This window comes from Pseudoalteromonas sp. Hal040, from assembly GCF_037162425.1.
GTDB classification, from domain to species: Bacteria; Pseudomonadota; Gammaproteobacteria; order Enterobacterales; family Alteromonadaceae; genus Pseudoalteromonas; species Pseudoalteromonas gelatinilytica.
Genome location: NZ_JARLUU010000001.1, coordinates 2,499,311 through 2,522,097, shown reverse-complemented (window position 1 = coordinate 2,522,097; position 22,787 = coordinate 2,499,311). Strand labels below are relative to the sequence as shown.

Annotated in this window: 21 protein-coding genes and 1 tRNA gene; 14 read left to right on the top strand and 8 right to left on the bottom strand. The window is 42.1% G+C overall.

Features of this window, described 5'->3' with window-relative positions; all coding sequences use genetic code 11:
• Nucleotides 1–51 precede the first annotated feature (51 nt).
• The 4 genes from P4S60_RS11685 (at nt 52) to P4S60_RS11670 (ending at nt 3,743) form a co-directional block, all read left to right on the top strand.
• Complete coding sequence (locus tag P4S60_RS11685) at nt 52–621, top strand: elongation factor P hydroxylase (RefSeq protein WP_337116859.1); 570 nt, start codon at nt 52–54, stop codon at nt 619–621.
• Nucleotides 611–1,753: an ATP-NAD kinase family protein gene (locus P4S60_RS11680; RefSeq protein ID WP_337116056.1), complete on the top strand. Its 1,143-nt coding sequence runs from the start codon at nt 611–613 to the stop codon at nt 1,751–1,753. Before P4S60_RS11685 ends, P4S60_RS11680 begins: the two co-directional genes overlap by 11 nt.
• Before the next feature lie 2 nt (nt 1,754–1,755).
• Nucleotides 1,756–2,034, top strand: a complete 279-nt coding sequence (locus tag P4S60_RS11675; RefSeq protein WP_054553188.1) for a YfcL family protein — start codon at nt 1,756–1,758, stop codon at nt 2,032–2,034.
• A gap of 149 nt (nt 2,035–2,183) precedes the next feature.
• Nucleotides 2,184–3,743 (top strand): AbgT family transporter, encoded by a 1,560-nt coding sequence (locus tag P4S60_RS11670; RefSeq protein ID WP_337116055.1) that lies wholly within the window; start codon nt 2,184–2,186, stop codon nt 3,741–3,743.
• 137 nt (nt 3,744–3,880) lie between these two features.
• On the opposite strand, the gene P4S60_RS11665 is transcribed toward P4S60_RS11670, so the two are convergent.
• The 3 genes from P4S60_RS11665 to P4S60_RS11655 form a co-directional block, all read right to left on the bottom strand.
• Nucleotides 3,881–5,704: a DEAD/DEAH box helicase gene (locus P4S60_RS11665; RefSeq protein WP_337116054.1), complete on the bottom strand. Its 1,824-nt coding sequence runs from the start codon at nt 5,702–5,704 to the stop codon at nt 3,881–3,883.
• A 147-nt stretch (nt 5,705–5,851) separates the two neighbouring features.
• Nucleotides 5,852–6,115, bottom strand: a complete 264-nt coding sequence (locus P4S60_RS11660) for a GrxA family glutaredoxin (protein ID WP_054553185.1) — start codon at nt 6,113–6,115, stop codon at nt 5,852–5,854.
• A gap of 118 nt (nt 6,116–6,233) precedes the next feature.
• The gene (locus tag P4S60_RS11655; protein WP_337116053.1) at nt 6,234–6,692 is read right to left on the bottom strand and encodes a TlpA family protein disulfide reductase; all 459 of its coding nucleotides are present in this window, start codon (nt 6,690–6,692) and stop codon (nt 6,234–6,236) included.
• A 329-nt stretch (nt 6,693–7,021) separates the two neighbouring features.
• Here P4S60_RS11655 and P4S60_RS11650 point away from each other — a divergent pair, with 329 nt between their 5' ends.
• Nucleotides 7,022–7,468, top strand: coding sequence for an Hsp20 family protein (locus P4S60_RS11650; RefSeq protein ID WP_063706740.1), 447 nt, complete (start codon nt 7,022–7,024; stop codon nt 7,466–7,468).
• A 39-nt stretch (nt 7,469–7,507) separates the two neighbouring features.
• Here the strand turns inward: P4S60_RS11650 and P4S60_RS11645 are convergent, their stop codons facing one another.
• From P4S60_RS11645 to P4S60_RS11630, 4 genes are all read right to left on the bottom strand, one after another.
• Nucleotides 7,508–8,032, bottom strand: a complete 525-nt coding sequence (locus P4S60_RS11645; RefSeq protein ID WP_337116052.1) for a hypothetical protein — start codon at nt 8,030–8,032, stop codon at nt 7,508–7,510.
• The gene (locus P4S60_RS11640) at nt 8,029–9,213 is read right to left on the bottom strand and encodes a peptidylprolyl isomerase (RefSeq protein WP_337116051.1); all 1,185 of its coding nucleotides are present in this window, start codon (nt 9,211–9,213) and stop codon (nt 8,029–8,031) included. Before P4S60_RS11640 ends, P4S60_RS11645 begins: the two co-directional genes overlap by 4 nt.
• On the bottom strand, nt 9,213–10,226 hold the full coding sequence (locus tag P4S60_RS11635) for a phospholipase (RefSeq protein ID WP_337116050.1): 1,014 nt from the start codon (nt 10,224–10,226) through the stop codon (nt 9,213–9,215). The genes P4S60_RS11640 and P4S60_RS11635 overlap by 1 nt, the downstream gene beginning before the upstream one ends.
• A 117-nt stretch (nt 10,227–10,343) precedes the next feature.
• Nucleotides 10,344–11,894, bottom strand: a complete 1,551-nt coding sequence (locus P4S60_RS11630) for a cryptochrome/photolyase family protein (RefSeq protein ID WP_337116049.1) — start codon at nt 11,892–11,894, stop codon at nt 10,344–10,346.
• A gap of 131 nt (nt 11,895–12,025) precedes the next feature.
• Between P4S60_RS11630 and P4S60_RS11625 the strand changes: the two genes are divergently transcribed.
• Nucleotides 12,026–12,808 (top strand): hypothetical protein, encoded by a 783-nt coding sequence (locus tag P4S60_RS11625; protein WP_337116048.1) that lies wholly within the window; start codon nt 12,026–12,028, stop codon nt 12,806–12,808.
• Here the strand turns inward: P4S60_RS11625 and P4S60_RS11620 are convergent.
• Nucleotides 12,803–13,264 (bottom strand): globin, encoded by a 462-nt coding sequence (locus P4S60_RS11620; protein WP_337116047.1) that lies wholly within the window; start codon nt 13,262–13,264, stop codon nt 12,803–12,805. The two genes, P4S60_RS11625 and P4S60_RS11620, sit on opposite strands and share 6 nt — an antisense overlap.
• Before the next feature lie 243 nt (nt 13,265–13,507).
• Here P4S60_RS11620 and P4S60_RS11615 point away from each other — a divergent pair.
• The 8 genes from P4S60_RS11615 to pnp all read left to right on the top strand — a co-directional run bounded on the left by P4S60_RS11615 (nt 13,508) and on the right by pnp (nt 22,771).
• Nucleotides 13,508–13,584: transfer RNA gene (locus P4S60_RS11615), tRNA-Met, on the top strand.
• A 291-nt stretch (nt 13,585–13,875) separates the two neighbouring features.
• Complete coding sequence (gene rimP / locus P4S60_RS11610) at nt 13,876–14,331, top strand: ribosome maturation factor RimP (RefSeq protein WP_054553177.1); 456 nt, start codon at nt 13,876–13,878, stop codon at nt 14,329–14,331.
• Nucleotides 14,332–14,369: 38 nt separating this feature from the next.
• Entirely contained in the window at nt 14,370–15,869 is a 1,500-nt protein-coding gene (nusA, locus tag P4S60_RS11605) for a transcription termination factor NusA (RefSeq protein ID WP_337116046.1), read from the top strand.
• 25 nt (nt 15,870–15,894) lie between these two features.
• Nucleotides 15,895–18,558: a translation initiation factor IF-2 gene (infB, locus tag P4S60_RS11600; RefSeq protein WP_337116045.1), complete on the top strand. Its 2,664-nt coding sequence runs from the start codon at nt 15,895–15,897 to the stop codon at nt 18,556–18,558.
• Between the two features lie 110 nt (nt 18,559–18,668).
• Nucleotides 18,669–19,073 (top strand): 30S ribosome-binding factor RbfA, encoded by a 405-nt coding sequence (gene rbfA / locus P4S60_RS11595; RefSeq protein WP_054553174.1) that lies wholly within the window; start codon nt 18,669–18,671, stop codon nt 19,071–19,073.
• Nucleotides 19,073–20,017 carry a tRNA pseudouridine(55) synthase TruB gene (gene truB, locus P4S60_RS11590; RefSeq protein ID WP_054553173.1) on the top strand — a complete coding sequence of 315 codons (945 nt, stop codon included), beginning with the start codon at nt 19,073–19,075 and terminating at the stop codon, nt 20,015–20,017. The genes rbfA and truB overlap by 1 nt, the downstream gene beginning before the upstream one ends.
• Nucleotides 20,018–20,127: 110 nt before the next feature.
• Nucleotides 20,128–20,397 (top strand): 30S ribosomal protein S15, encoded by a 270-nt coding sequence (gene rpsO, locus P4S60_RS11585; RefSeq protein ID WP_054553172.1) that lies wholly within the window; start codon nt 20,128–20,130, stop codon nt 20,395–20,397.
• 244 nt (nt 20,398–20,641) lie between these two features.
• Nucleotides 20,642–22,771: a polyribonucleotide nucleotidyltransferase gene (pnp, locus tag P4S60_RS11580; RefSeq protein ID WP_337116044.1), complete on the top strand. Its 2,130-nt coding sequence runs from the start codon at nt 20,642–20,644 to the stop codon at nt 22,769–22,771.
• Nucleotides 22,772–22,787: the final 16 nt, after the last annotated feature.

Here is a 22,787-nt window from a genome sequence, read left to right as displayed (position 1 = left end):
ACAATTCGCCTCGTTTTTAGTGACGCTTTTAACGAGATGAATTCAAGCCGTATGCATCAGATTGCTGACTTAATCGCTATTTTTGAAAACACCTTTTATCAAAGCCATAACACGCGTTTGATAAAGGGTGATGATGAACCTATTTACCTGCCTGCTGATGAGCAAACGCCTTATCACCAAATTGTGTTTGCCCATGGTTTTTATGCCAGCGCCTTACACGAAATTGCCCATTGGCTAGTGGCTGGAGAGGCGCGTCGGTTAAAAGAAGATTATGGCTATTGGTATTGCCCTGATGGCCGTGATAAGCACCAGCAAGCTGAATTTGAATCGGTTGAAGTAAAGCCCCAAGCTATCGAATGGGCGCTCAGTACCGCGACGGGTTTCGATTTTAATGTATCGGTAGATAATCTTAATGGCGAGCAAACCTGCCGATTTGATTTTCAAGCGCGGGTTCACCAGCAAGTGTTGAGCTTTTTAGCATCTGGCTTTAATCAGCGCACAACAGCACTGCTTAACGCATTGAGCGATTTTTATAAAACCCCATGGCCATTAACGGCTGCACAGTTTACATGGCAGCGTGATTATCAGGACAACCCAGGAGCTTTATCTAATGCAGTTTAAATTAGGTTTAATTGTAAACCCGGTTGCCGGCTTAGGTGGCAGTGTCGCATTAAAGGGCAGTGATGGCGCAGAGACAGCAGCAAAAGCAATGCAACTTGGCGCTGAGCCAAAAGCAAACTTACGCACCAGAGCGGCACTTGAAGTACTGCTTGCCCATCAAGATGACTTAACTATTTACACTGTAAACGGTGAAATGGGTGAGCAAACGGCAAAGCAACTAGGCTTTCAAAGCCAAGTTATTTACCAAACAAATGATATCACTACACCGGAAGACACAGAGCAGGCCGCTAAGTTATTAGTTGAGCAAGGTGTCGACCTTATTTTATTTGCGGGTGGTGATGGCACTGCTCGCAATATTTGCCACGCGGTTGGTGATAGTACTCCTGTATTAGGTATTCCTGCAGGCTGTAAAATCCATTCTGGGGTTTATGCTATTACCCCAAAAGCAGCTGGGCGTGTTGTTGAGATGCTCGTTAAAGGTGAACTTGTAAGCCTTGGCGATGCCGATGTGATGGATATCGACGAGGAAGCATTTCGCGAAGGCACGGTAAAAGCTAAACGCTATGGTGAAATGCAAGTGCCGAGTGAAGTACGTTATGTACAGGCAGTGAAAAATGGCGGTAAAGAAACCGATGAATTAGTGCTTGCTGATATAGCTGCCTATGTTGTTAGTGAAATGGATGAAGACTGCTTATATGTGATGGGCAGTGGTTCTACAGTCGCGGCAATAATGGAAGAAATGGGTCTTGAAAATACCTTGCTAGGGGTAGACTTAGTGGCAGATCAAGAGCTTATCGCGCAGGATTTAACTGCTCAGCAATTACTTGAACTCACACAAGGTAAAGAAACTAAATTAGTGATCACCTTAATTGGTGGCCAAGGCCATATATTTGGCCGAGGTAATCAGCAATTAAGTCCTGCACTTATTCGTGCTATTGGTCGCGACAATATTATTGTGGTAGCCACTAAAACTAAATTACAGGCCTTAAATGGCCGACCACTGATTGCCGATACCGGTGATAGTGAGTTAGACGATGAATTAAGTGGTTATATTCGTGTAACCACCGGTTTCAATGACCATATTATGTATGCAGTAGGTCATCAAGATGGGCTGCACCCAGAGGAGAAGTAACAATGAGTTTAGTAAGTTATATTGATGCAGCGCAGCAATATTTTGATGATTTAGTCGATAAAGCAACAGACGACGAGCTATTTGCTGGTGGCTATTTACGTGGTCACTTTGACTTAGCTGTAGGCTATGCACAAGTAGAAGAATTAAACTTATCGATTGATGAGCTAAACAATCAAGTTGAATCTAGCCTCGTTAAAGCTTATCGCAACGGCGAGCTAAACGAAGAAGATAAAGAGCTTGTTGTGCGTCTGTGGGATGAAGTGAAAGCACTTGCAGCTTAATTGACTTAAATAGAATCTAAAGAAGCGACCTTTTGTCGCTTTTTTTATATATTCACATTACCTTTATTAGGTAATTTTATTAACTTAAAATTTACCTCATTGCACAGATGCGATAAGGTAAAAAAGATATTTTTCTAGGGAATTTGAAAATGAATAACAATAATGATGTGCAGGCACCAAGTGGTGCAATCGCACGTTTTCTAAATACGATTGAAAGGGTGGGTAACAAACTACCTGATCCGGCGATTATATTTTTAGTCGCAATGCTGATTATTTGGTTTTTATCTTGGCTTTTCTCGGGCACTACATTTGATGCAATCGACCCGCGTACCGGCGAAGCCATCGTTATAAATAACCTATTAGCAGGGGACTCCCTTGCTACCTTCTTGTCTTCGATGGTGAAGACCTTTACTGGCTTTGCGCCGCTTGGTGTGGTGCTGGTTGCTATGTTAGGTGTTGGTGTCGCTGAGCATTCTGGCTTTATCAATACTGGCCTTAAATTAATGTTAAAGGTTACGCCTAAGCAGCTTTTAACACCGTCTATTATTTTAGTGGCGATTGTCAGCCATACCGCTACGGATGCGGGTTATGTATTAGTGATCCCACTTGCAGGGGTCATTTTCTATGCGATGGGGCGACATCCGCTTGCTGGTATTGCTGCAGCATTTGCGGGGGTAAGTGGTGGCTTTAGCGCAAACTTTATTCCGTCAGGGATTGACCCGTTACTGCAAAGCTTTACCCAAAGTGCCGCACAAATTATTAACCCAGATATGGCGATTAACCCACTCAATAACTGGTTTTTCACCTCAGCTTCGAGCTTATTTATTATCTTATTAGGCTGGTATATCACAGATAAAATCATCGAACCGCGTTTACAAAACACGCCACTTGATGGAGATACTGAAGACTTACCTGCATTTGATGAAGCGCGCAGTGATGAAAAACGTGCGTTTTATATTGCAAGCACAGTGATGATTGCAGGCCTTGCTTTACTTTGGTTTGTTTCGGCCCCGGCAGACTCAGCAATGCGAAGCAGTGATGGCTCGCTAACTAATTTCCGCTCGCCGTTAATGCAATCAATTGTGCCTCTTATCTTCTTACTGTTTTGGATCCCTGGTGCAGTTTACGGTTTTGCAGTGGGTACCTTCAAAAGCTCTAAAGATATGATAGATGCAATGAGTAAAGCGATGAGCGGTATGGCTTACTATATTGTTATGGCGTTCTTCTGTGCGTTATTTATTGCTGCATTTAGTAAATCAAACCTAGGCGCATTACTTGCAATTGAAGGTGCACAGTTATTAAAAGCAATGGCACTACCAAGCTCAGTCACTGTGGTAGGTATTATCTTCTTAACGGCGTTTGTGAACCTATTTGTTGGCTCAAGCTCAGCAAAATGGGCGCTATTAGGGCCAATCTTTGTACCCATGCTGATGCAACTGGGTATTTCACCTGATTTAACGCAAGCAGCCTACCGTGTAGGTGACTCAAGCTCAAATATCATCACGCCATTGATGCCATACTTCCCATTGGTTGTTGTGTACTGTCAAAAGTATGTAAAAGGCACCGGTATCGGCACCTTAATCGCGATGATGTTACCGTACTCAATCGCCTTCTTAATCGGTTGGAGTATCTTCTTACTCGCGTACTGGGGCTTAGGCATTCCACTAGGTCTTCAATCAAGCTACGCATACCCAGCCATCGGCTCATAAGGATTAAAGTAACAAAGCCTCAGCAATCCAGCGTGAGGCTTTAAAAAAACTGAAGGCTGATAGCTGACAGCTTTATTGCAGACACAAAAAAACCTTGTCAATCTCATGACAAGGTTTTTTATTGCTTACAGCTTCAATTAGTTCGCAGTGAAGCTCACTGGACGACGCTCTTTACGAGGGCCACCACGTTTTTCACCACGGTCTTTGAAGTTACGCTTTTTATCACCACGATCACCACTTGGGCGCTCAGAGCGAGGTGCAGCAGTTGGCGCTGGACCTTGTTCTTGCGTTAGCGTCATATTCATTGGGCGCTTACAGATAAACACCTTTTGGAAATGGTCTAACACGTCTTTTGGCATGTTTTGCGGTAACTGAACCGTACTGTGCGTGTCATGAAGACGGATATCACCGATGAACTTGCTCGAGATATCAGCTTCGTTAGCAATCGCACCAACGATATTTTTAACTTGTACACCGTGCTCACGACCAACTTCGATACGGTAAGTATCCATAGGGCCCATGTTACGGCTGTTGCGCTCACGCGGCTCACGAGGTTTACGCTCACGTCCTTGACGGTCGCCACGCTCAGCACGATCACCACGTTCGTTACGACGACGGTCGTTTCGCTCGCCACGCGGTTGAGCTTTAACTTCTTCAACCTTGATTGGTGATTGTTGCTGCGCTAAACAAAGTAATGCACCTGCTAAGTCTTCAGCGCTTAACTCAAGTTTTTCTGCCATATCAGCAGCAACTTGATTGAAGAAAGTGATGTCTTTGTTTTCAAGAGCAATTGTTAATTTGTCTTGAAGTGCTTTGATACGCTTTTCTTCAACTACTTTAGCAGTCGGTAATTCAACTTGTGCGATATCTGATTTCGTATGACGAATGATATTTTTAAGTAAATAACGTTCGTTATGTTTTACGAAAAGAATCGCTTTACCTGTACGTCCCGCACGACCAGTACGACCAATACGGTGAACGTAGGCTTCTGAGTCTTGTGGAATATCGTAGTTGATTACTAGGCTTAAACGGTCAACATCAAGACCACGTGCAGCAACGTCTGTTGCAATAACGATATCAACTAGGCCGTTTTTCAAACGGTCTACTGTGCGTTCACGTGCTTGTTGGTTCATGTCACCATTAAGTGGTGCAGCAGAGAAACCTTCATGCTCAAGTAATTCAGCTAATTGTACAGTGTCGTTACGTGTACGTACGAAAACAATTGCGCCATCGTATTGTTCAGCTTCTAAGAAGCGAACGATTGCTTTGTTTTTGTGTACGTGCGCATTCCAAAATACTTGCTCAACAGTTGATACAGTTGAGTTACGCGCAGAGATATGAACTTGCTCAGGCTCATTCATGTATTTGCTGCTGATATTTTGAATTTGCTTAGGCATGGTCGCAGAGAAAAGACATGTTTGCTTTTCACGTGGCGTTTTCTCCATGATGCTTTCAACATCATCAATGAAGCCCATGCGTAACATTTCGTCTGCTTCATCAAGAACAAGGGCTTGTAAGCTCTCAAACTTGATTGTGCCACGGTTAATGTGGTCAATTAAGCGACCTGGCGTTGCAACAATGATTTGCGCGCCACGACGAAGTGCACTTAGTTGGATGCTATAGCTTTGGCCACCATAAAGGGCTAAAACTTCAACACCACGAGTATGCTTAGCATATTGTTCGAATGCCTCAGCTACTTGGATCGCAAGTTCACGCGTAGGCGTTAAAACAAGGATCTGTGGCTGCTTCACAGACGGGTCAATATTATTTAGTAACGGCAGAGCAAATGCTGCTGTTTTACCTGTACCTGTTTGCGCTAGTCCCAGTACGTCCTTTCTTTCTAGCAATAACGGTATACATTGAGCTTGGATTTCAGATGGAGTCTTGTAACCCAACTCTTCAACTGCTTTAAGGATTGCAGGAGAAAGATTTAGAGATTCAAACGTGACTGGTTCTGACATTAATACGCCTCAACGAATTTAAAGAGGCGCGCATTGTATAGGAAATACAAGGCAATTGCTTGTATAAATTACAACTAATTTGTATGTGGTTGATGTTGGTCATAATTTAATCAGTTTAAATTTGCCAAAATCAACCACGTTTACAATTTATTGATATAACCCTAAATTTTCTTTAGCGTACGCTTCGAATTCAGTGAAGCCACCAATGTGGGCTTGGTCAATAAAAATCTGTGGTACAGTTGGGCAAGGTTTGCCTGCAGACTGTTCTAAATCTGCTTTGCTGATACCTTCTTTAATGATATCGATGTAACGGTATTTAAAATCGTCACGCTCGTTAGCTAGTTTTTCAGCAACGTCTTTTGCACGAACACAGTATGGGCAGCCTTCACGGCCAAAAATAACAGTTAACATATCGCTCTCCTCGATGTAAATGTGTTTATCTGGTTATCATCTTAACGAATTAAATGAATAAAAACAGTGCATAAAATCGATTGCACTATTCTGTTTTTTCTCATTATTAGCGATTGAGCTAATCAAGTGTGCGCATCCTGAGGCCAAGTTCTGTTGAGTAACCCATAGAATGCGCAGTAATAGCCAACTGCTCATCAATAACATAATAAGTTGGGTAAGCACTGATTTTGTAATCTTGACCTGTACTTTTACTGCCAAGCAATACAGGCATAGTCAAATCAAGCGAATCCGTAAACTGTTTAACTTCGGCAATGCTTTGGTAATCGAGAGCAATCGCTATCGCATTAAGCTTACCTTGCTGATAGGCGGTCTCTAAATTCGGTATACTGTAACGACAAATTGAGCACCATGGCGCAAAGAAATACACTACTGTTTGCTTGCCTTGTAATTGTGCAATGGTCATCCGCTCTGTCGGGTTTTTTAGCGTGGCTAAATTAAAATAGGGGGCAGGAGTTTTATCAGTTGAGAGTAAATTACGTTGCTGAAATGCGGTCACGGCATACACAACGACTGCCATTAACACGACATTTTTTAGCACACTGATAAATTTTTTTAAAAAAGTTTGATTTTTTTTCATTGTTATTTTGTACGTGGTTAGCCCTTTAAAATCAACTTATTCAGACCCGTTTGAGGGTGTTAAAATTTCATTTAATTTAAAAAAACTGCAATTTTTTTTGCTAAAAATCTTGAAAAGATTTTACCTGCCCATAAATAGTTTAGTGAGGACGCCTTATGGGTCCCGAAAAAACTAAAGTAATTGAAATATATAGTATTAATTTAACTTTGTTAGCGCTGGTTCTAAAGAAGAGTACTAACAAAATATCGCTTAAATATGAGGATATAATTATGCGTACAGTAGACTTATCACCACTTTATCGTTCATTCATCGGTTTCGATCATTTAGCATCATTAATGGATGCGGCAGCACGCACAGACAAGCAGCCAAGTTTTCCTCCGTATAACATCGAAGCACTCGATAAAGACAAATATCGTATCACTATGGCCGTAGCAGGTTTTAGTGACAGTGAGTTGACCATTGAGTCAGAAAACAACACCTTAAAAGTTAGCGGTACTAAAGCTGATAAACAAGATAATGCTGAACGTAAGTTTATTCATCAAGGCATTGCAGAGCGTAACTTTGAACGTAAGTTCCAGTTAGGTGACCACGTTAAAGTACTTGGCGCTGACCTTGAAAACGGCTTACTAAGTATCGATTTACAACGTGAAATTCCAGAAGCACTAAAACCACGTAAAATCGAAATCGGTAATGGTAAATTACTAGAAAATAAGTAATTTCCAACAGCATTGTTTCCCCTAGTTAGTTTTGCCGCCTCATCTGAGGCGGCTTTTTTCGTTATGTTTTGCAATTAATTCTGCTTGCATCGTCTTTAAAGCCGCAATTTTATCGACGGCTTCATTAAGCTTATCTTCTGACAATCCCGCTTGCTTACCACGTTCTAAAAGGGATTCGAGAGTAGCAATTTTACTTTCTGCGGCATCAATAAAGCGAAGCTCTAGTTCAGTTTGCTGCGCTTGATGATATGTCTGATATGCTTTGTGATCATTAAGATCACCTGTAAACCGCTTTGCTTGCTGGGGCTGCTTTGCAATAGGGGCTATATAATCAGGTGTGGTGATCATCGCTTTGATGCTGGCATTGTCGATTTGCTCAATGGCTGGGTGGGCTTGCTTTTCGAGCGTGCTGGTCAGTGCTTGCTGATCATGAACATCTGTTTTTTCAACCTCAACGGACACCGGTGCATTTTTAGCTGGCGCTAAACTAATAGGGTGAGTTTGCAGATGAATAACAAGGGCAGCGCTGAACAGTACCATGAGTGCTAAAGTTAACCATTTCATAGCTTAACGCCATGGTGTGTTTGCCACGCTAGCCATTGTTGTTGATAGCTGCTTTTGGCTTTTTCAATTGCGATGGCTTTTTTAGCTTGATAGCGAACGGTTTCGTCATTTGCGTTAAAGTAGCCAAAAGTATGATCATAGCTCATTACTACCACCCATAAACCATTCGGTGAGCGTATTACTTCACTCAACTGTTGAGGTTTTTGTGTGAAAGCTAATTGTACTGCCCAATTTCGTTTATGCTCACGGGTTAAGTGGTTTTTATATTGAGTGTAAATATCGGGCTGATTTAATTGCTTTAGTGCGTGTTGTATTGAACTTGTTTCTGCTTGCTTTCTAAATGCTAACGCTGCCTCTCTTTCGGTAAATTCGCCGCCATGGGCCTTAACCGATTTTAGATAATGAAATCTTTCTTTGTGTTGTTGGTAATATTGCTGGATTTCAGCGCTAGTTACCGTGTTTTCTAAGCGAGTTAGTACTGGGCTATCAACATGCATAATACCTTTTATGCCTAACCAGCTTTGAATCGAAGGTCTTAAGATATCGCCCATGGCGATAGAATAAAGATGGGGTAGCGAAAGTTGCTGTGTTTGTAAGACTGCGTCAGCTTGCTTTAAATGCAAAATAAATTGTCGATGTTTTAAAATTTCGGTTTTGAACAAGTCGCTATCCCCTTGATGCAAACGAAAGCGAGTCTGCATAGAAAGAGGCGCAATAAATTCGTACAACGTCATTGAGTTTTCAAACAAATTGAGTTTAATAGCATTGAACTGTTTGATTTGGTCATCACTGTACTGACCATTTAGCGGGTATTGCCCTAAGTTGGTTTTCAGCCAGTGTTTATCAAATGGTTCAAGCCCAGTTGTAGTTGGTTTATCGGTGAGATTTAGCTGATGAATAAACAGATTATCTAAGTAGCGCATAACATGGTAATGAGTCGAAAAGCCAACGCTTGCTTGGCGCTCTACAAGTTCTGGCATGTTTTTCTGTGCGTACTCAAGTAAAAATTGATTTTCGTAAAGGCGTTCACGTGTTTGCTGTTTGCTAATATCAGGGCGTTGTTCTTTGTAGACCTGCCATATGAGATCAATTTCAGATTCCGTGTATTGATTAAACGTAGCAACTGCTAGGTTGCTGAAAAGCAAACCTAGCAGAGCTGTCAAAATGTAAAGCCGACGCATTATCGAGCAACCATGGCATGATTAAGTAGGTGAACCACCATTGCAATCGCATGAGGAACAACTTGTTTTGCAGTATCGAGTCGGTCGAAATGATCTTCTGAATTTAACACGATCCCACCTTGTGCATACGAAAATGCCCCACCTTGGGTTAATAAGGGACGCACATCAGTTGATTGTGTATCTAATGCTGCAAAGGTCGCCATTGCTTGTGTAACAAGTGCTGGATCATTGAGGTTTTCTTGGTCGTAATAATCATTTACCCAACTTTCCCAGCTTGAGTGATTTAAATCAGAGGTTGTCCAAGTATGATGAGGCTGGAGTAAATCGGTGGTGTGAAATACAAAACCTAAAATCTGTGGATTACCGCTTTGTAAGTAACTTTGATACCAGTATTGCCCTAAGTTATCGATAGGTTGGAATGGCATTTCCTCAAAATCATCATACATGCTGTAACTTGATTGGCTATCTATACGGTAATGGGCTTCAGTAACGCCATAGCTATTATATTTTGAAGAGTCAGCATTGAACCAGCCTGTTTCGCCACCTTTACCATCATCTAGGTAATCGCCTTTGAGCCATGTCGCTGCAAGATTATCAACCGTCCCCCACACCGTCAGTTTTTGATAGTTGTAGCCACCAAAGTCGTTGCCGTGTTGATCAGCACCTTGCGTATGATTTTGAAAGTGCCAATAACTGGTGTATTTCACGATACTTTCTGCAGCACCCCAAACAGGTGCTTGTACACAAGAACCTGTAATAGCACCACAAAAAAACGTGTCCTCAAAATCATCGACGTCATAGGCGGCTTGCCCAAGTAGCTCGCCAAGTTGAGTGATAGTCATATTATTTTGCTGTGCATAGCTGGCTAACGCGCCGTATTGTGTTGTGCTTGGGTGTTGTTGCATGTAATTAACTGCATCAATCACTATACGTTTGTGGGTTTCTTGACTAAACGCATGTACGTTACTGCTGCATGCAACTAAAAACGTCGCGCTAATAAGTGTTTTTTTCATTGTGTCCTCTTAGTGTTATTTAATATGCAGCGCTATTAAAAAAGAGCGTGATTACACTAGAGTGACAGAAAAATTAAACATTTAATTAACAACTTTACCTATTTTGGTTCTTTGTCATTACAGCTTTTCTAGATTATCTAAGCACCAGCTAGCACGCTTAAGCGTTGCTTGCTGAACAGATTCATCTTGTTTATACCAGTTGTTATAGATCATACCGATGCGTGGGTTTTGTGATAGTTGCTGTTCGTGCTCTAACATAAAATGCCAATATAAACTGTTGAATGGGCAGGCATCATCAGTTGCTTTCTCTTTGATGTTGTAGCTACAGTGTTTGCAATAATCACTCATTTTGTTGATGTAATTACCACTGGCCGCATAGGGTTTTGTAGCAATTAATCCACCGTCAGCAAATTGACTCATTCCTCGCGTGTTGGGCATTTCTACCCATTCTATTGCATCGATATAAATACCCAGATACCAAGCGTCCACTTCACTCGGTTTTATAGCGGTTAATAAGCAAAAGTTACCCGTGATCATCAAACGTTGAATGTGGTGAGCATAAGCCGTTTGCAGGCTTTGTGTAATGGCATGGTGCATACAATTCATGTTTGTTTTGCCATGCCAAAAATAGTCAGGTAGGGCGCGCTTTGCATTTAAGGCATTTTTGCTGGCGTAATCAGGCATATTTTGCCAATAAATACCGCGTACATATTCACGCCAACCAAGGATCTGACGGATAAAGCCTTCTACTTGTGCAATATCAATCTGCTGTTTTTCAAAGCTGGTTAATACCCGCTTGATGACTTGCATCGGGTGCAGCATTTTGGTGTTTAAAGCAAACGATAATCGGCTGTGATACAAAGACCATTGATGCGCTGATTGGCACGTCATAGCATCCTGAAATTGACCAAAATGCACCAGTAAATGGTCGCAGAAGAAATCGAGCAATTGTTTTGCTTCAGCGCGGGTTGTTGGCCAGATAAGTGTTTCACTACACTCACCAAAGGTGTTTACTTGGTGCTTTTCAATCCGTTTTAGAATGTGGCTAACATCGTTACCAAAACACAAAGGTTCTGGGATTTCTTTAAGATCGTTAGGTTTTAACTTGTTTCTATTTTGTTGATCAAAATTCCATTTTCCACCACGAGGTTGGTTATCATCGTCCATTAAAATAGTGAAGCGTTTACGCATAGCACGATAAAAAAATTCCATTTTTACTGGTTTATTTGGCTTAAAGTGCTGGTTAATATCGGCAAAAGGTAGTAGAAAGTGTTCCGAATCAACCGCAATGACATTAAATTCGCTCTGCTTTGCAAAATCAGCGAGTTGCTGTTTAAGGCGGTATTCGTCAGGGTATTGGTACTCTATATTGTGGCACTGATAATGCTTAGCTAACCGGGTGAGTAGTTCAGGTAATGAAGCATCGTTGTGTGTGTCATCAAGTGTAAGGTGCAGACAGTTTAAGTTTGCTTTTGTAAGTGCTTTGGCAAAGTTCTCCATTGCAGCAAAGAAGGCGACCACTTTTTGCAGGTGATGCTTTACGTAGTCTGTTTCTTGTTTTAACTCAGCAATGACATACAGCGTGTCTGGTTGTGATTTTTCTTTAAACCAGCTGTGGCTTGCATTAAGTTGATCGCCAAAAATAAATCGCAGGGTAGAGTATTGCACTTCTAATAACCTTTGCAGCAAGTAATCTAGGTAGTTACGAAATAAACACCAAGATAGATCGATAATTTTAGTCTATATATAAGGTACTGTTATGAAGTTCATAATGAGTCATTTACTAGGGAAGGCATGACATGACACTTATTCCATTAAAGCTAAGCTTATTATTTATAAGTCTCTTAGTTTGCCAAACAGCGCACAGCACTGTGTATCACTGTGAGAAAAATGGTATTGCTGAATTTAGTCAACAGCCATGCGGCAAAGATGCAAAGCTAATCACTATAAAAGAGCAAAACCCACACCTTTCGAGCGCGACAGAAAAGACTGCACAACCATCAGCAGATAAAGATACTGCAGAGGTTGATCGTTACATTCGGTCAAAGCAAATTGATGCACAAATAGCAGAACATAACAATAAAATTGACACATTCAAGCTCAAAATGGACAGGGAAATAGTGGCTTTATCTGAGCAATCAGATGCTCAGCTACGTAACTTGGTAGGGGCTAAAAAACAAGCGGCTATTGCCAAGCAAATGACTGCGGTATCTGAGCGTTACGGCGTGCTTATAGACAGTGAGCAGCGCAGTATAGATAGACTCACGGCTGAAAAATACACGTTAACTTCATCTGCAAATACGGTTGCTAATAATGAGGTTGCTAGTTTTATTCGCTCAAAACAAATTATGCGTGAAATTTCAGAGCATGAAAATAAAATAGATACTTATCAAAGTGAGTTAAACGTACAAATCTCAGAGCTTGAGCAACAATTAAATAGCCGCCCTCGAAATTTAGCTGATGCAAATAGCGATAGTGCCTTAGCAGACAAAATGACTGCGCTAACTAGCCGCTTTAATACGCTTATCGCCATTGAGCAAAAACAAATCGACAGACTCAACAGCGAGTTAACTAGGTTATGAGCTTAAACGTGCCGGACAATACGCGCTAAACGACACCACATTTGAGTAAGCAAACAAGTAACTTTTGACAACATTGGCAAATATACGCATAGCTTGCAGCCAAGCTTGTTGTAATTGCGTGTTGATGTGATGCATATACGATTTGCGGGTTTCGATAAATGCGTCGCAAAGGATATCGATGTCCTCAAACGACACATTTAAAAAGCTGAGATTATTTGCTAGATAATGAATAAATGGCGTCACTTGCAATAGATCATCAAGGTGGCTCACTACTTTGTTAAGCGCGCAGTACAAGATATAACTACGTTTAGTTATACTTTCATGTTCAGGCACTGACATGGTTAATTTACGTGAACAAAGACTACGATGATACGCGCTTGTAAACTGATGAAAATCGGGTTTTAGCAATTCAATATCTTGTTGTAGCAGTCTTTTTTGAAACGAAGAGAGACTCATAGTAAATCGCTTAATAGCCAAGGCTATAGGTTGTTCTTATTATATGACTAAATATAGACGAGATTTTTCGGTAATGGGAAATTTTATGACAAGGTTGTCATAAATTTTTTAGGTAAAAAATAGTCTAACTAATTCATGCCGGAAGGTTGCTAATTGAGCGTTACATGCTTATAATAGCCGCCATTGAATTGAGGTGTTTATCGCTCAATCAGACGATATTAAGATACTTTTAATATCAATTGGCGCGGGATGGAGCAGCCTGGTAGCTCGTCGGGCTCATAACCCGAAGGTCGTCGGTTCAAATCCGGCTCCCGCAACCAAATACATGCTAAGGCATTGTTGAGTGTACTTAGTATACACAGTAAGTTTTTACTGTATGAAGTCGCGCATTCTGGTAATGCGCGTTTTGCGTTTAGGCTATCTAGTTTAATTTAGTCAGGTGACTGACTCGCAACCAAGCTTGGCCCTAGGCCACACAGTTTTATGCTTTAGGTGTGACGCCCCGCTTGGTTCGGGGCGTTGTTGTATCTGCTTGGCGGTGATTTTAAATCATTATTAAACTCAGTATTTCAGGGCTATATGCCCTTTTTTTGTTTGTATGGAGGATTTTCGTGACAAAACTTGAGCAAGATTTAGTAGCCATGCTCTCACCGGCCGTTGAAATGTTAGGCTTTGAGTTACATGGTCTTGAGTTTGTGCAAGCTGGTCGCCACTCTACATTACGTGTTTATATCGATCACGATGCAGGGATTACGGTGGACAATTGTGCCGACGTTAGTCGTCAAGTTAGCGCAATTTTAGACGTCGAAGACCCAATTACAAATGAATATGATTTGGAAGTTTCGTCTCCTGGTGTTGATCGTCCATTATTCAAACAAGATCACTACGAGAAGGCGCAAGGAGAAGAAGTACGCGTGCGTACAAAACTTCCACAAGATGGTCGTCGTAATTTTAAAGGCGATTTAGTATCAGTTAGCAGTGATATGATCACACTTTCAGCAGATGGCACTGAGCATATGATTATGATCAGTAACATTGAACGTGCGAACATCATCGCAAAATTTTAATTCGAGTGCGAAGGAATAGGGCAAGCGAGGCATAACCCATGGCAAAAGAAATATTATTGGTTGCTGAAGCCGTCTCCAATGAGAAAGCGGTTCCAAAAGAAAAGATTTTTGAAGCGTTAGAGTTCGCATTAGCGACTGCTACAAAGAAAAAACACGATGGCGAAATTGATGTTCGCGTATCAATCGATCGTAAAACAGGTAATTACGACACGTTCCGTCGTTGGAAAATTGCTAACGTTCTTGAAGATGGTTCACTAGAACATCCTTACAGCGAAATCACGCTAGAAGCAGCACAAGTTGAAGACCCGTCTTTACAACTTGGTGATTACGTTGAAGAGCAAATCGAATCAATTAAATTTGACCGTATTACAACACAAATGGCTAAGCAAGTTATCGTACAAAAAGTACGTGAAGCTGAGCGTGCATTAGTTGTTGAAGAATACAAAGACCAACAAGGCGAATTAGTAACAGGTGTTGTTAAAAAAGCAACCCGTGACGCTATCGTACTTGACCTTGGTAATAATGCTGAAGCGGTTATCTACCGTGACGATATGTTACCGCGTGAAAACTTCCGTCCAGGCGACCGTATCCGTGGTCTTCTATACGAAGTTAAGCCAGAAGCACGTGGCGCGCAGTTATTTGTAACGCGTTCTAAGCCAGAAATGCTAATGGAATTATTCCGCATTGAGGTGCCAGAGATTGGCGAAGAGATGATTGAATTACGTGCCGCAGCACGTGATCCGGGTTCTCGTGCAAAAATCGCTGTTAAATCTAACGACAAACGTATCGACCCAGTTGGTGCGTGTGTTGGTATGCGTGGTGCACGTGTACAAGCTGTATCAAGTGAGCTTGGTGGTGAGCGTGTTGATATCGTTCTTTACGATGACAACCCAGCGCAATTCGTTATCAACGCAATGGCGCCAGCTGAAGTTGCGTCAATCGTAATGGACGAAGATACGCATTCAATGGATATCGCTGTTGAAGCAGACAACCTTGCACAAGCAATCGGTCGTAACGGTCAAAACGTTCGTCTTGCTAGTCAGTTAACTGGCTGGGAATTAAACGTAATGACAGTAGATGACATGCGTGCGAAGAACGAAGCTGAATCAGACAAGCTAATCAACTTATTTACTGAATACCTAGACATCGATGATGAGTTTGCAACATTACTTATCAACGAAGGTTTCTCAACGCTTGAAGAAGTAGCTTACGTACCAGCTTCTGAGTTCTTAGAAATCGACGGTTTAGACGAAGAAACAGTTGATATCTTACGTTCACGTGCAAAAGACGCGTTAACAACGAAAGCACTTAAAACAGAAGAAAGCCTAGAAGGTGCAGAGCCTGCAGAAGACCTACTAGCACTTGAAGGTTTAGAGCGTCACCTTGCTTTCGTAATGGCAAGCAAAGGTGTTGTTACACTTGAAGACTTAGCTGAGCAAGGCATTGATGACTTAGTGGATATCACTGACCTTTCAGAAGAAGAAGCTGGCAAGCTAATTATGGCTGCGCGTAACATTTGTTGGTTCGCAGACGAGTAATTTATTAACGGAGGTATTACACACTATGGCAGAAGTAAATGTTGAAAAACTAGCCGGAGATATTGGTACAACTGTTGATAAGCTACTACAGCAGCTTGAGCAAGCCGGTATTCCTAAAAAAGCAGGTGATATGGTAACTGAGTCTGAAAAGTCGATGTTATTAGATCATTTGAGCAAGCAGCATGGCGGCACGGGCTCTGAAGGTCCAGCTCGCATGACTTTGCAACGAAAGAGCAAAAGCACGCTGAGCGTGACTGGTTCAACAGGTAAAGCAAAGTCTGTACAAGTTGAAGTACGTAAAACACGTACTTACGTTAAGAAAAGCGCCATTGAGCAACAGCAAGAAGAAGAGCGTTTAGCTGCAGAGGAAGCTGCACGTAAAGCAGCAGAGCTTAAAGCCCAGCAAGAAGCTGAAGAGCTTAAAGCGAAACAAGAGGCAGAGCGCAAAGCGAAAGAAGAAGCTGAGCGTCAAGCCAAAGAAGAGGCTAAACGCAAAGCTGAGGCTGAGCGTAAAGCGAAACAGAAGCAGATGACCCCAGAGCAAAGTGCTAAGTCTGAAAAAGATCGCGCCGAAGCTGAGCGTCTGCAAAAAGAAGCAGAAGAGGCCGCATTGAGAAAAGCTGAAGAAGAAGCGAAACGTCAAGCAGAAGAGGCAAGAAAGCTAGCTGAAGAAAATGAAGCTCGCTGGAAGAAGGAAGAAGAAGAGCGTATAGAGCGTGAAAAGAACGCTGATCACCACCTTACGACTTCTTCATACGCACGTGCAGCAGAAGATGAGTCTGATGCTCGCGAAGAGCAAAGTGCTCGTCGTGCGAAGAAAAAGAAAAAAGGACCTCAAAAAGAGAAGCCATTAACTTCTGGTCCTAAAGGTAAAAAAGGTAAGTTAAAAGCACCTACCTCATTACAACACGGTTTCCAAAAACCAACAGCAGACGTGAAAAACGAAGTACGTATCAGTGAAACAATCACTGTTGCAGAGCTTGCATCACGTATGGCGGTTAAAGGTGCTGAAGTTGTTAAAACAATGATGAAGATGGGTGACATGGTTACCATCAACCAAGTGATCGACCAAGAAACAGCACAACTTGTTGCTGAAGAAATGGGCCACAAGGTTATCATCGTTAAAGAAAACGAATTAGAAGAGAAAGTACTAAACGACCGTAGCGAAGAAGGTAAAGCGCTTCCTCGTGCACCGGTTGTAACAGTAATGGGTCACGTTGACCACGGTAAAACGTCAACACTTGATTACATTCGTTCAGCAAAAGTTGCCTCTGGTGAGGCCGGTGGTATTACACAGCACATCGGTGCATACCACGTTGAAACAAATGGTCACATGATCACGTTCTTAGATACTCCTGGTCACGCCGCGTTTACATCAATGCGTGCTCGTGGTGCGAAAGCAACGGATATCGTAATCCTAGTTGTTGCTGCGGATGATGGTGTAATGCCACAAACTAAAGAAGCGGTTCAGCACGCCCGTGCTGCTGGCGTTCCTTTAATCATCGCTGTTAACAAGATGGATAAAGAAGGCATCGACCCAGATCGCGTTAAGAACGAATTAGCACAGCTAGACGTTATCCCAGAAGAGTGGGGTGGTGACACGCAATTCGTACATATCTCTGCAAAAACAGGTTTAGGTATTGATGACCTACTTGAAGCAGTATTAATGCAAGCTGAGATCCTAGAATTAACTGCACCAACTGAAGGTATGGCGGCAGGTGTTGTCATTGAATCGCGTCTTGATAAAGGCCGTGGTCCAGTTGCGTCAATTCTTGTTCAGTCTGGTACGCTTAACCAAGGTGATATCGTACTGTGTGGTCTTGAATATGGCCGTGTTCGTGCGATGAAAGATGAAAACGGTAAAGACATCAAGACTGCGGGTCCATCTATCCCAGTTGAGATTTTAGGTCTATCTGGTATCCCTGCGGCTGGTGACGAAGCAACGGTAGTTAAAGATGAGCGTAAAGCGCGTGAAGTAGCGCTTTACCGTCAAGGTAAATTCCGTGAAGTTAAACTTGCTCGTCAGCAAAAAGCGAAGCTTGAAAACATGTTCTCTAACATGACTGAAGGCGATGTATCTGAAGTTAACGTAGTACTTAAAGCAGACGTTCAAGGTTCAATTGAAGCAATTGCTGATTCATTAACTAAACTATCTACTGATGAAGTTAAAGTGAAGATTGTTGGTTCAGGTGTAGGTGGTATCACTGAAACTGATGCAACACTTGCAGCGGCGTCAAACGCAATCGTTGTTGGCTTTAACGTTCGTGCTGATGCATCAGCTCGTAAAGTTATTGAGTCAGAAAACCTAGACTTACGTTACTACAGCGTTATCTACAGCCTGATTGAAGAAGTTAAACAAGCGATGTCAGGTATGCTTGCACCAGAATTTAAGCAAGAGATCATTGGTCTTGCTGAAGTTCGTGACGTGTTCAAGTCACCTAAGATTGGTGCAATCGCAGGTTGTATGGTTACTGAAGGTATCGTTAAGCGTAGCGCGCCTATCCGTGTACTTCGTGATAACGTGGTTATCTATGAAGGTGAACTTGAGTCACTACGTCGCTTTAAAGATGACGTACAAGAAGTTCGTAACGGTATGGAATGTGGTATCGGCGTTAAGAACTACAACGATGTTAAAGTTGGCGACCAAATCGAGGTATTCGAGACGGTTGAAGTACAACGTTCACTTTAATTTCGTTTAAGTCACTATTTTAAATGGGGGCCTAGCCCCCATTTGTGTATTCGTAATTAAATTAACTTATTCTTTAACATCAATAAGTTATTATTTTAGAGTGAAATGAAATGAGAGAATTTTCTCGCACTGATCGTGTTGCACAGCAAATTCAAAAAGAGATTGCTGTTATTCTTCAACGCGAAATCAAAGATCCACGCTTAGGCATGGTGACAGTGTCTGCGGTTGAGGTATCTCGCGACTTATCTTACGCAAAAGTATTTATCACAGTGTTTAATACTGACGATGAAGATAAAGCCAAGCAAAGCGCTAAAATCCTAAATGAAGCAACGGGTTATATTCGTTCTTTATTAGGTAAACGCATTCGTGCGCGCATCATGCCTGAGTTACGTTTTGTTATTGATAACTCGCTTATGGAAGGTATGCGTATTTCAAACTTGGTTGACTCAGTTATTCGTGAAGATAATGCCAAGCATGTAGACGAAGATGACAGCGAAGAAGGCACTAAAGACTAATGGCTAGACGCAGTAAAGGTCGTGCTATTGACGGCATCTTATTACTTAATAAGCCGCAAGGTATTTCATCAAATAAAGCATTGCAGCAAGCAAAGGGAATTTACTTTGCTCAAAAAGCAGGCCACACCGGTGCGCTTGATCCGCTCGCGACGGGTATGCTGCCTATTTGTTTTGGTGAAGCGACTAAGTTTACCCAGTTCTTGCTTGATACTGATAAAACCTATGTTGTACGCGCCAAACTTGGTGAGCGAACCACGACCTCTGATTCAGATGGTGAAGTGGTTGAAACGCGCGACGTATCGGTCACGCGTGAACAATTAGCCGAGCAAATTGCCAGCTTCTTAGGTGAGTCGGATCAATATCCTTCGATGTACTCAGCGCTTAAATACCAAGGTCAGCCTTTGTATAAATATGCCCGTGAAGGCATTGAAGTACCTCGTAAGTGTCGAAAAATTAATGTATTTAGTTTAACGCTTGATGAGTTTGATGAAGCGAACAACGAAGTACAAATGACGGCACATGTGTCGAAAGGTACTTATATTCGTACTATTGTTGATGATTTAGGTGAAAAGCTCGGCTGTGGTGCGCATGTTATTATGCTGCATCGTAGTGCAGTTGGCCATTATCCAAGTGAAAAAATGGTTACCCTTGAGCAACTTGAAGAAAAGCTACAACAAGCGAAAGCTGATGATGTTGCTCCTTCAAGCTACCTCGATGAGTTATTACTGCCAATGGATACTGCTTTGGTTGATTTACCTGTGATTGAAATTACGCAAGAGCAGGGCGTGGCATTTAGCCATGGTCAAACCGTGGTTATTGGTAAGCCTGTCCCCGATGGTGTGGTTAAAGTCATGGCTGATGGCGTGTTTATTGGCACTGGTGAGCGTCATAAAGATGGCCACTTAAAATCAAAGCGCGGTTTATCAAATCAACTACCTGAGTAAAGATTACCTTGTAGTTATGAGCAAAGCTGGGTAGAATACGCCCCGCTCAATCGTTTTGGCTGAATTAGTGATCGGCTAAAACACAATTTAAATTAATTTTTGGAGTTACTATGTCACTAAGCAATCAAGAAAAAGTTGAAATCATCGCTAAATTTGCACGCGCTGAAGGCGACACTGGTTCACCTGAAGTACAAGTTGCACTTCTAACTTTCGATATCAACAAGCTTCAAGGTCACTTTGCTAGCCACAAGCACGACTTCCACTCACGTCGTGGTCTTCTTCGCAAAGTAAGCCAACGCCGTAAACTGCTTGACTACCTTAAAGGTAAAGACATTGCACGTTACACTGCGTTAATCCAAGAGCTTGGCCTACGTCGCTAAGAACTAGATTACGAGAAAAGGGGCTATTTAGCCCCTTTTTTTGTGCGCGTATGAAAGGTATACTAGCGCACATCTTAGTAGGTGAATCTGCTAAGTGATTGAAAAAACATCATTGCCAATTGTAGTACTTAATTAATTTTTATTAAGTTTAATTAAGTACTGTAATTGGTACTTTGATGGACTATATTTTTACCAATTCGGAGCACTGCTCTGAGTTGCTTTTACATTTAAAGGATATTTTTAAGTGCAAGCAATTATTAAAGAATTTCAACTAGGTCAACACACTGTGACCCTAGAAACAGGTGCTATCGCTCGTCAAGCTGATGGCGCAGTACTAGCAAGCATTGGCGATACTTCAGTATTAGTTACTGTTGTTGGTAAGCGTGATGCACAACCAGGTCAAGATTTCTTCCCACTAACAGTTAACTACCAAGAGCGTATGTACGGCGCGGGTCGTATCCCTGGTGGTTTCCTTAAGCGTGAAGGTCGCCCTAACGACGGCGAAACGCTTATCGCTCGTCTAATCGACCGTCCAATCCGTCCACTTTTCCCAGACGGTTTCGTAAACGAAGTACAAGTAATTGCGACAGTTGTTTCTGTTAACCCAGAAATCCAACCTGATATGGTTGCTATGATTGGTACTTCAGCAGCACTTGCTATCTCTGGTATTCCATTCAATGGTCCTATCGGTGCATCACGTGTTGGTTTCATCAACGGTGAATACGTACTTAACCCAACACTCGCTGAGCTTGAAGAAAGCCAATTAGACCTAGTTGTTGCTGGTACTGATAACGCAGTACTTATGGTTGAATCAGAAGCTGAAACGCTTTCTGAAGACGTAATGTTAGGTGCGGTTGTTTATGGTCATGAGCAATCTCAAGCTATCATCAACGCAATCAACGAGTTTAAAGCTGAGGCAGGTAAACCAGCTTGGGATTGGACTGCACCAGAGAAAAACGTAACACTTGCTGAGAAAATCTCTGCAATCGCTGCTGAAAAAGTAGGTGAAGCATACCGCATCACTGACAAAGTAGCGCGTAAAGAAGCACTAGGTGTAGCGAAAGAAGAAGTGGTTGCTACATTAACAGCTGAACTTGCTGAAGGCGAAGTGTTAGATACGCAAGAAGTTGGCAAACTATTCGGTTCTTTAGAAAAAGAAATCGTTCGTGGCCGTATCATCGCTGGTGAAAAACGTATCGATGGTCGTGAACCAGATATGGTTCGTGCACTAGATGTAATGACAGGTGTTTTACCGCGTACTCACGGTTCTGCAATCTTCACTCGTGGTGAGACGCAAGCACTTGTAACTGCAACCCTTGGTACAGAACGTGATTCACAGTTAATCGATGATTTAACTGGTACTAACAAAAATCACTTTATGCTTCACTACAACTTCCCTCCGTTCTGCGTAGGTGAAACAGGTTTTGTAGGCTCTCCTAAGCGTCGTGAAATTGGTCACGGTAACTTAGCTAAGCGTGGTATTGCAGCAGTATTACCAACGTTAACTGACTTCCCATACTCAATCCGTGTTGTTTCAGAAATCACTGAATCAAACGGTTCATCGTCTATGGCATCAGTATGTGGTACGTCACTAGCACTTATGAACGCGGGTGTACCAATCAAAGCATCTGTTGCTGGTATCGCGATGGGTCTAGTAAAAGAAGGCGAAGATTTCGTTGTTCTTTCAGACATCTTAGGTGATGAAGATCACTTAGGTGATATGGACTTCAAAGTAGCAGGTACTTCAAACGGTATCACTGCACTACAAATGGATATCAAGATCGAAGGTATCACTAAAGAAATCATGCAAATCGCGCTTAAACAAGCGAAAGCTGCACGTCTACACATCTTAGGTGTAATGGATGAAGCGATTTCTGCTCCTTCTGAAGAGTTATCTCAATTCGCACCACGCATCTACACAATGCAAATCCCTGCGAAGAAAATTGCTGAAGTTATCGGTAAAGGTGGCGCAACTATCCGTCAACTTACAGAAGAAACGGGCACAACGATTGAAATCGAAGATGACGGTACAATCAAGATCGCTGCAACTGACGGCATGAGTGCAAACGAAGCTATCAAGCGTATCGAGCAATTAACTGCTGAACTAGAAGTAGGTGCTATCTACACTGGTAAAGTTGTACGTATCGTTGATTTCGGTGCGTTCGTTAACATCCTTCCGGGTAAAGACGGTCTAGTGCACATTTCACAAATCAGCACCGAGCGTGTTAACAACGTTACTGACCACCTAAGCGAAGGCCAAGAAGTTAAAGTTAAAGTTCTTGAAGTAGATCGCCAAGGTCGTGTACGTCTAAGCATCAAAGAAGCAATGGAACCAGCTGCTGAAGAAAAAGCAGAAGAGCCAAAAGACGCTTAATGATGATTGAATAACC

Bases quoted from the DNA above. Each gene is read 5' to 3' on its own strand.
- P4S60_RS11685 (WP_337116859.1), top strand. From the start codon at position 52: ATGCATCAGATTGCTGACTTAATCGCTATTTTTGAAAACACCTTTTAT.
- P4S60_RS11680 (WP_337116056.1), top strand. From the start codon at position 611: ATGCAGTTTAAATTAGGTTTAATTGTAAACCCGGTTGCCGGCTTAGGT.
- P4S60_RS11675 (WP_054553188.1), top strand. From the start codon at position 1,756: ATGAGTTTAGTAAGTTATATTGATGCAGCGCAGCAATATTTTGATGAT.
- P4S60_RS11670 (WP_337116055.1), top strand. From the start codon at position 2,184: ATGAATAACAATAATGATGTGCAGGCACCAAGTGGTGCAATCGCACGT.
- P4S60_RS11665 (WP_337116054.1), bottom strand. From the start codon at position 5,704: ATGTCAGAACCAGTCACGTTTGAATCTCTAAATCTTTCTCCTGCAATC.
- P4S60_RS11660 (WP_054553185.1), bottom strand. From the start codon at position 6,115: ATGTTAACTGTTATTTTTGGCCGTGAAGGCTGCCCATACTGTGTTCGT.
- P4S60_RS11655 (WP_337116053.1), bottom strand. From the start codon at position 6,692: ATGGCAGTCGTTGTGTATGCCGTGACCGCATTTCAGCAACGTAATTTA.
- P4S60_RS11650 (WP_063706740.1), top strand. From the start codon at position 7,022: ATGCGTACAGTAGACTTATCACCACTTTATCGTTCATTCATCGGTTTC.
- P4S60_RS11645 (WP_337116052.1), bottom strand. From the start codon at position 8,032: ATGAAATGGTTAACTTTAGCACTCATGGTACTGTTCAGCGCTGCCCTT.
- P4S60_RS11640 (WP_337116051.1), bottom strand. From the start codon at position 9,213: ATGCGTCGGCTTTACATTTTGACAGCTCTGCTAGGTTTGCTTTTCAGC.
- P4S60_RS11635 (WP_337116050.1), bottom strand. From the start codon at position 10,226: ATGAAAAAAACACTTATTAGCGCGACGTTTTTAGTTGCATGCAGCAGT.
- P4S60_RS11625 (WP_337116048.1), top strand. From the start codon at position 12,026: ATGACACTTATTCCATTAAAGCTAAGCTTATTATTTATAAGTCTCTTA.
- P4S60_RS11620 (WP_337116047.1), bottom strand. From the start codon at position 13,264: ATGAGTCTCTCTTCGTTTCAAAAAAGACTGCTACAACAAGATATTGAA.
- nusA (WP_337116046.1), top strand. From the start codon at position 14,370: ATGGCAAAAGAAATATTATTGGTTGCTGAAGCCGTCTCCAATGAGAAA.
- infB (WP_337116045.1), top strand. From the start codon at position 15,895: ATGGCAGAAGTAAATGTTGAAAAACTAGCCGGAGATATTGGTACAACT.
- rbfA (WP_054553174.1), top strand. From the start codon at position 18,669: ATGAGAGAATTTTCTCGCACTGATCGTGTTGCACAGCAAATTCAAAAA.
- truB (WP_054553173.1), top strand. From the start codon at position 19,073: ATGGCTAGACGCAGTAAAGGTCGTGCTATTGACGGCATCTTATTACTT.
- rpsO (WP_054553172.1), top strand. From the start codon at position 20,128: ATGTCACTAAGCAATCAAGAAAAAGTTGAAATCATCGCTAAATTTGCA.